16 protein-coding genes are annotated in these 12580 nt (G+C 36.2%); 5 read left to right on the plus strand and 11 right to left on the minus strand.

From position 1 onward, the window contains the following. From F3D3_RS25310 to F3D3_RS22685, 8 genes are all read right to left on the minus strand, one after another. On the minus strand, nucleotides 1-154 hold a 154-nt coding region (locus F3D3_RS25310), incomplete at its 3' end, for a transposase family protein (RefSeq protein ID WP_139132192.1). A 155-nt stretch (nucleotides 155-309) separates the two neighbouring features. Beyond that, nucleotides 310-1674 carry a PTS fructose transporter subunit IIC gene (locus F3D3_RS22660; protein WP_069876729.1) on the minus strand — a complete coding sequence of 455 codons (1365 nt, stop codon included), beginning with the start codon at nucleotides 1672-1674 and terminating at the stop codon, nucleotides 310-312. Nucleotides 1675-1694: 20 nt separating this feature from the next. Then, a complete protein-coding gene (locus F3D3_RS22665; protein ID WP_069876732.1) occupies nucleotides 1695-2135 on the minus strand; it encodes a PTS sugar transporter subunit IIA in 441 nt (146 codons plus the stop codon). Between the two features lie 18 nt (nucleotides 2136-2153). After that, nucleotides 2154-3086 carry a 1-phosphofructokinase gene (gene pfkB / locus F3D3_RS22670; RefSeq protein WP_069876734.1) on the minus strand — a complete coding sequence of 311 codons (933 nt, stop codon included), beginning with the start codon at nucleotides 3084-3086 and terminating at the stop codon, nucleotides 2154-2156. Then, a complete protein-coding gene (locus F3D3_RS22675; protein ID WP_069876736.1) occupies nucleotides 3052-3852 on the minus strand; it encodes a DeoR/GlpR family DNA-binding transcription regulator in 801 nt (266 codons plus the stop codon). The genes pfkB and F3D3_RS22675 overlap by 35 nt, the downstream gene beginning before the upstream one ends. Nucleotides 3853-4237: 385 nt before the next feature. Further along, nucleotides 4238-4912 carry a YEATS-associated helix-containing protein gene (locus F3D3_RS22680; protein ID WP_069876738.1) on the minus strand — a complete coding sequence of 225 codons (675 nt, stop codon included), beginning with the start codon at nucleotides 4910-4912 and terminating at the stop codon, nucleotides 4238-4240. A gap of 88 nt (nucleotides 4913-5000) precedes the next feature. Continuing rightward, nucleotides 5001-5120 carry a VOC family protein gene (locus F3D3_RS23875; protein WP_139132193.1) on the minus strand — a complete coding sequence of 40 codons (120 nt, stop codon included), beginning with the start codon at nucleotides 5118-5120 and terminating at the stop codon, nucleotides 5001-5003. Further along, nucleotides 5117-6049: a transglutaminase domain-containing protein gene (locus F3D3_RS22685; RefSeq protein ID WP_084389260.1), complete on the minus strand. Its 933-nt coding sequence runs from the start codon at nucleotides 6047-6049 to the stop codon at nucleotides 5117-5119. The genes F3D3_RS23875 and F3D3_RS22685 overlap by 4 nt, the downstream gene beginning before the upstream one ends. Nucleotides 6050-6240: 191 nt before the next feature. Here F3D3_RS22685 and F3D3_RS22690 point away from each other — a divergent pair, with 191 nt between their 5' ends. From F3D3_RS22690 to F3D3_RS22710, 5 genes are all read left to right on the plus strand, one after another. Beyond that, the gene (locus tag F3D3_RS22690) at nucleotides 6241-7008 is read left to right on the plus strand and encodes a hypothetical protein (RefSeq protein ID WP_069876741.1); all 768 of its coding nucleotides are present in this window, start codon (nucleotides 6241-6243) and stop codon (nucleotides 7006-7008) included. A gap of 153 nt (nucleotides 7009-7161) precedes the next feature. Next, nucleotides 7162-8121 carry a hypothetical protein gene (locus F3D3_RS22695; RefSeq protein WP_069876743.1) on the plus strand — a complete coding sequence of 320 codons (960 nt, stop codon included), beginning with the start codon at nucleotides 7162-7164 and terminating at the stop codon, nucleotides 8119-8121. A gap of 167 nt (nucleotides 8122-8288) precedes the next feature. Further along, nucleotides 8289-8741: a hypothetical protein gene (locus F3D3_RS22700; protein ID WP_069876745.1), complete on the plus strand. Its 453-nt coding sequence runs from the start codon at nucleotides 8289-8291 to the stop codon at nucleotides 8739-8741. Between the two features lie 441 nt (nucleotides 8742-9182). Then, entirely contained in the window at nucleotides 9183-9713 is a 531-nt protein-coding gene (locus F3D3_RS22705; protein WP_069876747.1) for a hypothetical protein, read from the plus strand. Nucleotides 9714-9770: 57 nt separating this feature from the next. Continuing rightward, nucleotides 9771-10703, plus strand: coding sequence for an AraC family transcriptional regulator (locus tag F3D3_RS22710; protein ID WP_069876749.1), 933 nt, complete (start codon nucleotides 9771-9773; stop codon nucleotides 10701-10703). Nucleotides 10704-10705: 2 nt separating this feature from the next. On the opposite strand, the gene F3D3_RS22715 is transcribed toward F3D3_RS22710, so the two are convergent. From F3D3_RS22715 to F3D3_RS22725, 3 genes are all read right to left on the minus strand, one after another. Further along, nucleotides 10706-11371: an HAD family hydrolase gene (locus tag F3D3_RS22715; protein WP_069876751.1), complete on the minus strand. Its 666-nt coding sequence runs from the start codon at nucleotides 11369-11371 to the stop codon at nucleotides 10706-10708. Between the two features lie 91 nt (nucleotides 11372-11462). Then, nucleotides 11463-11657, minus strand: a complete 195-nt coding sequence (locus tag F3D3_RS22720) for a YwbE family protein (RefSeq protein WP_069876754.1) — start codon at nucleotides 11655-11657, stop codon at nucleotides 11463-11465. Between the two features lie 619 nt (nucleotides 11658-12276). Next, nucleotides 12277-12580 (minus strand): transposase (locus tag F3D3_RS22725; RefSeq protein ID WP_139132194.1); only part of this gene is annotated, 304 nt, incomplete at its 5' end.

Below are 12580 nucleotides of genomic sequence, written 5' to 3' on the forward strand. Positions count from 1 at the left end.
CTACAAAGGATTCTACTTCTATCCAGGTATTCGCATTTGCAATCGTTGCAATCACTGTTGTAAAGATTATTTCTATCAGCTTATGTTTTACTTTCCACTCTTGTCTAAAATCGCTTACATTTTCAAATGCACTTTTAAACATTGTTTTGTCCATATGAATTCTCCTCCAGAGTTTTTTTCCTCTAGTATTGAATTCGACATTACTTCTTTAATTCCTTTTTGTAATTATTACCATTTATTCCTTCTGCATTTTCGCATTCACTTTTCCTAAAATACTCTACATTTTTTTCATGCGATAGCCGTGCAAAGTTATATTGTTTTTTTAAGCGTCATTAGTGTAAATGCGGTGATGACCGTTCCAACAACTATTGAGATAAGATACATTGGTAAATTCGCCACAGCATTGGGAATAAAAAGTACAAACAAACCACCATGTGGTACTGCTAACCCACATCCAAACAGCATGGATAACGCCCCCGTTATCGCGGAACCAAGCATGATTGAAGGAATAACCCTTGCAGGGTCTGCTGCTGCAAACGGAATTGCACCTTCTGTGATAAAAGAAATGCCAAGGGCATAAGCGGCTTTACCCGCTTCATGCTCTTCTATTGTAAATTTATTTTTTGCAAGCGTTGTCGCAAGTGCGATTCCAAGTGGTGGCACCATTCCAGCAGCCATTACAGCAGCCATTACTGGAGAAGTTTGACCCGCAACCAACGAGCCCGCCGCAAAAGCATATGCCGCTTTGTTAACAGGGCCCCCCATATCCAGTGCCATCATACCCCCTAAAATTAGACCTAGAATAACTGAATTCGTACCACTCATCCCTTTTAACCAATTGTTTAATCCCACATTGATCGCTGTAACAGGCGCACCGATAATATAGATCATTGCAAGTCCCACGATCAGAGTACTTAACACAGGTAAGATCAACACAGGCATAAGGCCTGCCAAGGTTTTAGGTAATTTGATAATGCTTTTTAGACCTACAATAACATAACCCGCTAAGAAACCTGCGATAATACCACCGAGGAAGCCAGCGCCGATAGATGCTGCAAGCATACCACCCACCATCCCAGGAACAAGGCCAGGTCGATCCGCAATTGAAAATGCAATATAACCCGCCAAAATCGGCACCATTAATGCAAATGCATTACCACCACCAATAGTCATCAGTGCCGCCGCTATCGTGCCTTCTTCTTTAAATGCCTCAATTCCAAATGCAAAAGATATTGCAATTAAAATACCGCCTGCAACTACAAAAGGAATCATAAAGGAGACCCCAGTCATCAAATGTTTATAAATTCCTTTTTGTTCTGATTTTTTAGCTGATTTAATCGCAGAAACTTGATCTGATAAATCCGACTTTTGCACCGCCGCATTATTGGCACGCTCTATTAACCCTTTTGCATCTTTAATAGCGTCTTTTACAGATACCACGATGACTTTCTTACCGTCAAATCTCTCCATCGGCACATTTGTATCCGCCGCTATGATTACTGAATCCGCTTGTTTAATATCTTCTGCTGTCAACTCATTTTCTGCACCCACAGAACCCCTAGTTTCAACTTTCATATCCACATTTAAATCTTTTGCAGCTATTTGAAGTGCTTCTGCTGCCATGTACGTATGCGCTATGCCTGTCGGACACGCTGTAACCGCCACATATTTCATAACATTAACCTCCCCAGTCACTAATTTAAGATTTCAATAACCGCCTCATAACTTGAAGCCTGCATTAGACTTTTTCTCACATCTTCATGCATCAATTTTCTAGAAATTGTACTCAGAATTTTTAAATGTTCATCTCCACTCTCCTCGGGTACTGCTACTAGGAAAAATAAAAATGATGGCTTTTCATCCATAGAATCAAAGTCGACACCTTCCTTGCTGCGCGCAAAGACAAGAGATGGTGTTTTGACCCCTGAACTCTTTCCATGAGGAATAGCGATGCCCATTCCAATTCCAGTACTGAACTCTGACTCACGATTGAAAACAGCTTCAGTATACAACGCTCTATCTACAAGCTTTCCCGACTGCTCAAGCTTATCGATCATCTCTAAAATGGCTTCTTTTTTATCGCTTGCTTTCAAATGCTCAATGTACAAGTCCTCTGTTAAAAGTGTTTTAATCATAATGCCTCCTATTATTCACTACGCCAGTTCACTGACGCTGACTTTTGAAATATAATGCTCTAACGCCTCCATGTTGCCCGTTTTACTGCCTTCTGTTGAAATTACACAAGATGCAGCTGCAATTGCAATTTTTATCGTTTCTTCAACGCTCTTTTTCTCATTGAGACACTTCGCTATACCTGCCACGATTGCATCTCCAGCACCCACTGTGGACTTAACATCTACCTTCAATGCTTCACCTAGATAGACTTTATCTTCGCTTATCCAAAGGATGCCTTTTTCGCCCATGGATACCACTACAGTCTGAACACCTTTTTCAATCAGTTTCTTTGAATAAGATATAACCTCTTCTATCGTCTTTATTTCTGTCTCAAATAAGTCTTCTAATTCATGAATATTGGGTTTGATGAGACTTGGGCAACTCTCAATCGCTTTTCTGAGTTTTTCGCCCTCTGTATCCACAATGGTATATGCCCCTACTTGGGTTGCTTTTTCAACCATCTTGTTAAAAATATCATCACTTAATCCCTTAAGAGAAGATCCTGAAAGAACCAGAAGATCATTCTTTTTCAGCTCATTTTCGATAAAACTGAGTATTTCAATTTCAACCGTATTTTCTGCTTCCGGTCCAGGTTCATTGATATCCGTGTAGGTTTTATTCATAACATCTACAATTTTAATGTTTTCTCTGGTGTTTCCCTCATTTGTAATCACCTTTGTCTTTAAACCTAATCTGCTAGCTTCGCTCAATATAAAATCGCCGTTCGGGCCACCCACGATCATTGTGGCTAGAGAATCACCACCCATAGCCAAGATGGTCTTAGATACATTGATGCCTTTACCACCGATGTCTTTACGCACTTTAAGGCTACGATTTACTTTATCAACTTCCAAATTTTCAATTTCAATTGTCCGATCAATCGCGGGATTTAACGTCACCGTTAAAATCATTAGGATCACCACCTCTCATTAACACATCGACATCCATTGACTCACAGTATTCTATGAATGTTTCATCCAAGCCTTCATCCGTTATAATGCCATCCACCTCTAGCAGTGTTGCAAATATCGATAAATGCGTTTTGCCCACTTTACTACTGTCTGACACGATAAATTTCTTAGTCGCTTTACCAAGCATCATAGATTTCGTTTCAGATTCAATCAAATTGGGTGTTGAAAATCCCTTTTCAGAAATGCCATTCGTGCCAACAAATGCAATGTCAGCTTGGATTCCAGATAAGGCCTTTTCAGTCATCGGCCCCACCATTGCCATGGTGTTCCATCGCATCATCCCACCTGTGACAATAAGCTCGATGTCATTTTTGTTTTCAAGACTCTGGGCCACGTTTAGAGAATTGGTTATAATCGTAATATGCTTCGCTGTAATATATTTTGCAATTTCAACAGTGGTGGTACCTGAATCCAGAATAACGATATCATGATCTTTGATCATTGATGCTGCTAACTGTCCAATGGTATCCTTTTCTCTATGGTATTTGTCCTTTTTCTCAACAAATGTAGGTTCATCCTGATTGGTGTTAATCGCCAGTGCCCCCCCATGAGTTCTGATCAGCAACTTCTGCTCATCTAATTCGCTGATGTCTTTTCGAATCGTTGGTTCTGAGACCGAAAAAATCTGAGAAAGATTGTAGTTTCTGACTTTTCCCTTTTCACTTAATATTCTCAGTATTTCTCTTTTTCTTTCTTCTGCAAACATAATGGTCTCCTCGAGGATTTTATTATATGCTCTAATTGTTTTTTTAAATTTCCCGATTTGTTTTCGTTTATTTTTCTTTCCATTCTGTTTCATACCCATATTTTTATTGATATCGTCATTTATAATTAAATAGACTCACTTTTTTTCATATTTTTTCAATATAAAGCTCGTATTATTTCGTTTTATTTCATTTTACTTTCGTTTTATTTCGGTGTCAACGTTTTTTTTGATATTCAAAAAAATTATCTGACAATTCTGAATGAGGCCCAATAAAAAAACATCCCAAACACATGACTGTACTCATGATTTGAGATGATACTTTTTTTTTGCGAAGCATGTCCTCTTTATCTTGATTTCTTTCGCGGCCTAATCGAAATGTATAGATTCATTTTAAATTCATTTTGCCTTTTTTCGTTATGTAGATATTTGTGTCTGGATTTGATCCATTTTGGCTTAAATGACCTTTTTGGATGAGCTGATTGACAACCTGATGTGTTTGAGCTTTTGGGATTCCTGTTTCTTTCGAAATCCCCCCTTTAGTCCTATAAGCATATTTACCATTTGCTACACTACCTAAGACTTGTTGTTCCATGGTATGCATGTCATCATCAGATACTTCTACCTTTCGTGCAGAATCATCTGCCAAGTTGTTAGAAAGCAATCCATTTTCATTGACATCTCGCTCAGTGGCATTTTCAATGAGGGGACCTACCTGCTCTTCCATGTTATTAACACTATTGGAGAGTTCCTTAATCATGTTTTCTGAAATTGAGTTGATAAACGTTTTCGATGATATCGCCGCGATCAAGCAAAATCCAGTAAAAACAAGCAGTTGATAGATGTCTTTTTCAGAACTCTCAATAATGTTGCTGGATATGGTATTTAAAAAAAGGGGCACTAAAAATGAAGCTGCAACGCCTAAAAATATGGACTTGTAAAAAGTTTTATTTTTTAACAATTTTGCGCTATTGCTTTTATCTTGAAGCATTAAGTAATTAACAACGCCCCCAAAAACGCCTGCAAATAGCATGATAAAAATTATAGTCGTAAGATGTGTCATCTCAACCCTCCTTAATGGATTTTCTTGAGATCTTTATAATACATTTCACATAGTATTTATATCTTACATCTACCCTTTTTTTCCTAATTTAATCATTTAATTTAAGCCCAAGACCATCACAATAATACGCAATGCCCTTCTCTATGTCTGGAATATAAAGCTGGATACAATCTACATAGCCAAAAATCGATTTTTTAAATTCTTTCATAGCGTTTCTTCCTTTCCACAATCTACCAAAGGACTATTCAGTATGCGATATTTTTGTTTCGTGTACCATAGATTTCGCAATTCATAAAAATTCTGATCTGGCTCTAGCATCCATTTTGCCAATTGATCTATTTCACTTAAATCAGCTTCTGATAAACTTTCAAATTTATCCGCGATATAGCTCGGCTGAAAATTATATGAAATTTCATGATTCATCAGTGCATGAAAATCGTAAAATACGGCTCTGATAACTGCTTTTAAACCCTGTGTTCCCTGTGAATCTGCATATACATAGTGTTTTCCGTCCACGTTCCCACTTCTAATGTCAAGCCATGTATTTGCCGCCCAATCATATTTTTCAGAAGGTATATCATATTGGCTAAACCCCAAGACCTTATCATCAAAAAAGCCATCCGCATCAAATGTAATCCATCTGTTTTCACTTTCATTCCAATATTGATTGATCCAATGATCCATACTTTTAGTGTTGTTTAAATAAGGTGCAAATCCTGATCTTGACCGACAGGGTATGCCTTTTGCTTTTAAAATAGCCGACATGAGTACCGATACATATCTGCATGTGACAACGATTTTATGTTCTGTGGCACGCTCTTTAAAAAAACCCCTTTCATCTAACCGAAATAACTCTGCGGTCATTGCCACTGCTGTTAATAGCACATCATCCTCACAGCGCAACCTGTACCATGGGAACTTCGTCATGTCTCCATAGATCAAGTTGGTATTTGCACCTGTGTTCCCCTCTTTTAAAGTGACACGATGAATCACTTGTGAACAGATGAGTTTGCCAAGCTCTGAAATGTCATCTGTCAAGCTTGATGCGCTTGGTAAATATTCATAATATTTTTGATATGGACCCGCATACGAATAGGGCCCTACTTGCTTGTAATGCTCAAGAATTTCTTCCAACATTTTACGCCACTCCTTGATTTAAAAATATTTTCTTCATGCTTAAGATTACCATAGCACTCCCCGCCTTTCATGATAATAAATGCTTTGATTTGTCCTATTTTGGCTGTAATAAATCGCCAATTCATGGTATAATATTGGGGATTCGGGAATACATTAGTTAGCAGAAATTCTGATTATTAAAGGACTTATTAATGAGTAAAAATTTAAATGGACTAATGTTGATTAAAATTTTAGAAGCACAATTCGGATATTTATTATATTCGAAAGGTGAAATTAAATTTAGCACCGCTAAAAAATGGATTGATGATGAAAAAAAGTACGGTCATGGAAAAGGTGATCAATTTGAAGCAATATTTGCCAGTACTTTTTCATATGATAAAACTTCTAATATTGCATATAAAAATATGTATAGTGATGTTGAAACAGAGAGAAGCGGTAATTTTATACATTATAGAAAAAGAAGTACACTACTATCGCCAGCGACGAGTTTTTACTTAGTAGACAATCAGAATTGTACATGTAATAATGTGAAACATGTAATTAGTGAAAATTATTTTAAAGACTTTTCAAATGAAAATCAGAAAATCAACTTGATTGACAAAACATGGAAAAGTACTATTTATATCAGATATATTCATGAATTTGAAAAAAGAGTTCTTAAAGCATTAGTTAATATTGGGATAAAAGAAAAAGATGTAATTTTTTCAAAAATTCATTACGATGCTAGAATAAGAGATGTCAATTATATCACTATGAAGCAACCTCCAGCAGAGTTATTTCTTAAAGATTGTTCATTACAACATCAAAATGAGTGGAGAATTGTAATTAATACACATGATCCAGATATTTTAAACTATTTGGAATGTACACCTATTAGAGTAGGAAGTATAAGTGACATATCTAAAATTGAGTATAAAGTTTCGAAAAATGATAAAGAGGTTGTTTATATCAAGAAATAATCAGAACTTCTTCTAACACGTCACTTACCGGAAATCGTTCTGATGACACAGTCCTTGCGAGGCAAGGACAGTGCCACTTTTGCCCTAAGGGTCAAAAGGAACGACTTCGGTAAGTGCGGGAACGTTATACGACATTATTTTTAGGAGTATAGTATGAAATGTACATATTGCAATAAAGAGAAGAAAATTACACGAGAGCATATTATCCCTGCATGTATAATAGACTTTTTCCCAGAATGTGACATATCATATAACAGTTTTATGGATAAAGCTTTTAGAGGAGATGCAGTAATTAAAGATGTATGTGAAACGTGTAATGGAGAAAAATTAGGACCTTTAGATGACTATGGAAAAGATTTAATAAAAGCATATTTTATGAATGAAAATATTGATAAAGATAGTTATATAGAATTTGAATATGATTATCATAGATTAGCAAGATGGATAATGAAAATATCATATAATGATGCGAGGGCAAATAAATTTGATGATGTTTTTTTTGATGAAAATAGATTATATATGTTAGGGGACGAGGCTTTTCCAAAGAGAAAGTTTTCTTTGTATGCTGGATTTACTGTAAATACTTCAGTTGCACCAAGTTGGTTTTTTAACAATATGCAAATGTCTATCAATAGACACCCCATTTTCAACTTAGGCGGTATTTTTATATTTGATTATGAGAACATGGCAATTGAGTTAAATAATGAACGTAGACTATATAATGAGTTTAAAGAGCATCTAGTGTATTTGGTGAAATTTGGTTCTGGAATTTTTTTACTTATTGGGTGGAGTTCAAGTTTAGAAGGAAATGATTTAGAAAGTGAAAGTTTGTATATTCAGCATATGTTTCCATATACTTTGTTGAGTGAAGATAATGAGTTAGCAATATTGATGAGATGTTCTCATGCGTATAATTATCATCATCCAAGATTAATTGATAGCAGGTATAGCAAAGAATATGCTGATTTGACAAATTCATGTTGCTCAAAAGAAACAGATATTGATAAAGTCAGACAAGAATTAGATTTTAAATGGCAAAAAAATGTTAAAGAAATACGTTCGAAGCATGAGATTAAGAAAAAAAAGAAGAAAAAAAAGAAGAAAAAAAAATAACGCCGTATAACACGTCAATTACCGGAAATTCATCTGATGTCATAGTCCTTGCGAGGCAAGGACTGCGCCACTTCTGCCCTAAGGGTCAAAAGGAGTGACTTCGGTAATAGCGGGAACGTTGGCTAAAATTATTTTAGAATACTTTGAGCTTGTGAAAGGAGAACTAATTGAACACGAGAAGAAAAAAAATGATTTTATTATTATTCATGATACTACTAATATCCATAGCTTTATACATAATATGGATAGCTCCGAAAATACAGCTATTTAGCAATGAAAGTGATGGTTTAGACTCGACAGAATTTGTGTGGAGTGAAGAATTTGAAAAAACAAATGCAGATTTAACAGTAGAGGATAAGAAAAGGTTGTATATAGAGACAACAGCTTTAACATTAGAAAAAAATATATTAAATGGGATTGACAAGTTAAATGATGTAAGTATAGAGATTAATAAAACAGATGAAGTTACAGACGTTAATATTAAATTGGATATGGATTCAGACAAAATTATTGATGAAAAAGAAATTGATGGCATTCTTAATCTGGTACTAAAATCTATAGAAGGTTTATCAAAAGAAAATATTAAAATGATTGATCAGAATGGTAATGAAATAAAATAATCATCGCCTAACACGTCACTTACCGGAAATCGTCCTGATGTCACAGCCCTTGCGAAGCAAGGACTCTGCCACTTTTGTTCTAAAGGTCAAAAGGAACGACTTCGGTAATTGCGGGAACGTTAGAAAACATATTGACTAATGTACTCAAACTTCGCACATAAAATATATCTATGAACATTGAAAATTCAATACATCCAAAAATTGAAATCAAGTGCGAGTACGGCTTGGTATTTATATTTAGGATCAACTATAATGATCTCTATTAGCTTTTTATTTACAGAGTTAACGCTGTTGCTTTTTATACTTGTTTTTGTTGTGCCAACGATATCATTCTTAATGATGTTAAGCTTAATAAAAACGGCATCAGACGAACTCATTCAGATTCAGGACGAACAAAACTTATAGACTCAGCATAACAATACTCTAGGAGGCATACATACCATGGGCTACAGTAAAATTTTTTACGGCTTCATCTTTCTTTTTGATTTACGATTCGCAGGATTTGATGTATTACCTAACTTTATTGGCTATATTCTAATTTACCAAGGCCTAACGCTATTAAAGGATAAGAATAAATTTTTTATTGAGGCCAAAGGGCTTGCTTTCCCAATGATTTTCATATCTGTTTTGAGTCTATACCAAAGCCCTATTCCAATAAATGAAGTCTATGGCAGTTCATTTAGCCTTTGGAGTATCCTTTTAGGATTAATTACTGTATTATTCAATTTGTTAATGGTTTTCTACCTCTGTAATGGTATTAAATCAGAAGTAAGGCAAGTTGAATTTCTTAATTTAGAATCAGAGATTGACACCGTTTGGCATTTATATTTAGCCTCAAATTTGCTAGTGGCTAGTTGTTTTATATTCACGTCATTATTGCCCTTGCTTTTTATCATCTCATTTATCGTTTCACTCATAGCCTATATATTGATGTTGAGTTTACTGAATACTGCTTCTAAAAGGTTAAAATAAAAAAGATATAACGCATAAAAACAACTTATAAATCTGCCAAATTGCAAAGGATTATATATGGACTGGATAAAAGGCATACAAAACGCAATCAACTACATAGAAGCCAACATTTTAGATACGCTCGACGCTAAAGAAATTTCTAAAAGAGCATATGTTTCAAATTTTCACTTTCAGCGCACTTTCAATCTGCTCACAGGCATCACCGTTGGCGAGTATATTCGAAATAGACGTCTAACCCTTGCAGGGATAGAACTCACAATGTCTGATATGAAGATTATAGACATTGCGTTTAAATATGGCTACGATACCCCTGAAAGTTTTTCAAGAGCCTTTACACGTTTTCATGGGGTTACACCCACAGCCGCTAAAAAATCCGGTTCAAAATTAAAATCATACAGTCCCCTCTCTATACACGTCACCTTAAAGGGTGGTGACACTCTAAACTATAGAATTGAAGAAAAAGAAGCTTTTAACGTCATTGCAAAGGTTAAACGCTTTCTAATCGACGATCCTATTAATGAAGTCGAGATCCCCCATTTTTGGATGGCTTGTTATAGAGATCACACGATTAAAGAGTTACAGATGTTGTCTTATAAGCATTCCTATGGGCACTCTTCCAAACATGGCCCCAATAAAAAACCATCTCCTATGGTTGGAGATGGCCTTTTCGGCATATGTGACAGTTCACCCAAAGATCAAACCTATTTTAACTACGCTATTGGTGTCGAATCTCGGATGAATAACGTACCCGACTCATGTCAAAAAATCCATATGCCTTCAGCAACTTGGGCGGTCTTCACCTGTACGGGGCCTATGCCAAAATCAATTCAGCACATGTGGAAACGTATATACAGTGAATTTCTACCACAGTCTGATTACGAGCAAATACAAGGTATAGACTTTGAATATTACACAATTGGTGACAATTCTAAACTGGACTATACAAGTGAAATTTGGCTCCCTGTAACTAAAAAAGTATCTACATTTTAGTCTCAATCTATAGAAGTCAGTGAAATTTCTTTTTCAAGCGCTTTGACATCACTTACAATACACTTAGCGCCATGATCCATAAGCCATTTCGAATCTCTAAAGCCCCAATTCACACTGATGCAGTCAATGCCTGCATTTCCCGCAGTCAAAATATCCACTTCTGAATCCCCTATATAAACGACATCACTTGGAGCAAGTTTCATTTTCTCAAGACATGCATGAACCATATCTGGAGCTGGTTTTCGCTTAATCTCTTTGGTCTCACCAATAGCAATATTGATCCAATTACTGAAATAAAGCGCATTCAGCCCTTTTACGGCATTGTCAATTTTATTTGAAACGATTGCCAGTTGAAAGTTTTTATGAGTCAACGCTTCTAATAAATCCGTTATATGCGCATAGGGTTTGGTCTTATGATTCGAATTGGCTTCATAATAAGTCACAAAAGTTTCTAATATAGACTCAAACTTTGGATGATCCACGCCCATTGGCACGCACAGCTCTAATAAACGCTTAACGCCATTCCCTACAAATTCTCGAACCTCTTCATTGGTCTTTTCTTCTAAATGATGTGCCTTCATAGTATGATTAACGGCATCTGCCAAATCTTCTAGTGTATTGAGCAATGTACCGTCTAGGTCAAAAATAACACCTTTATATGCTTTCAATTTAAAACTCCCTTCTTCAAATCCAGATCCTTTTTGACATTCATGTGCGTTTTTATCATTTAGGTTTGAATCTCTCTGGTTCCTAACAATACTATCCCAAAATCTCCTGTACGCGTCCCACCTGTCCATCTTCAAGCATTACTTTTATACCATGCGGATGTGAACTGCTATTGGTAAGAAGCTTTTTAACAACACCTTCAGTCAATTTTCCAGTACGTTGATCTGCTTTTAATACAATCTTGACTTTAGAGCCAATCTTGATATCTGACCTATTCTGTCCATTCATTTTATACGCTCTTTCGCCATGTCATCACATGTTTTATTTTTAAAGGCTCTATCGTAATAGCTTCACCCATTCATTGTAATAGATCCTTCCTATATTGTCAAGCCTAAAATCATTGATTTTTAAGGCTTTGGTTTAAATAGTTACCTCGCTAACCAGAGCTAAAAGTGTAGAACAGTCATGATATCATGTACTGAATAGCTAAAATGGGTACAGCTTAATAAGCATCCGCTTGTAATACTCTATAAAGGCCGTGATTCCTCTGTTTAGCTATGATGGTGAACCTTCCGTGTCTAATGGGATCATGTCCCAACTTCCTTCGTCCCACCTGTTCATACACTGAGTGCCGGCTAAGCTTTCTAACAGGGTCTTGCCCTAAGGAAATAACTACTGCCAGCTACAGCTCTTGTTTTTTAGATTTTGATTTTACTGACCAATTTGATCTTCAAGGATCTGATATTCARTGGACGCTATACCTTGATTCTCTCAGTTAGTCATATTGCTGATAAAGCACTTATAGCGACTTCATCTCAATCGGGTTGCTTTCCAGAACCCTGCTCGAATCCAGATTTTCTGAATCCCAGCAAGGGTCTGGATTGACAATACTATTTTCTTGTTTCTGTTATGCAGCAACTGCTTTCAGTTTAGTCGGTCTCTTTATATCCGCTTTCAACTTCTTAGGGTCATACACCGTGCCGTTTGTAAGCATTGTGTATATCACACGAAGTACCTTGCAAGCAATGGCTATCAGCGACTGCATCTTTTTAAGTGGATTCTCAAGCCTCGTCGTATAGTACGCATGAAGTTCTTTGAACTCATCCGAATGGACCACTACACACTTAGCAGCCTGGAATAACCAATATCTCAGCCGTTTGCGTCCTCTATGACTAATCTTGGTTCTCCCTTTGTGCTTACCTGAGCTACAC

The sequence above is a fragment of the Fusibacter sp. 3D3 genome, from assembly GCF_001748365.1.
GTDB lineage: Bacteria > Bacillota > Clostridia > Peptostreptococcales > Acidaminobacteraceae > Fusibacter_A.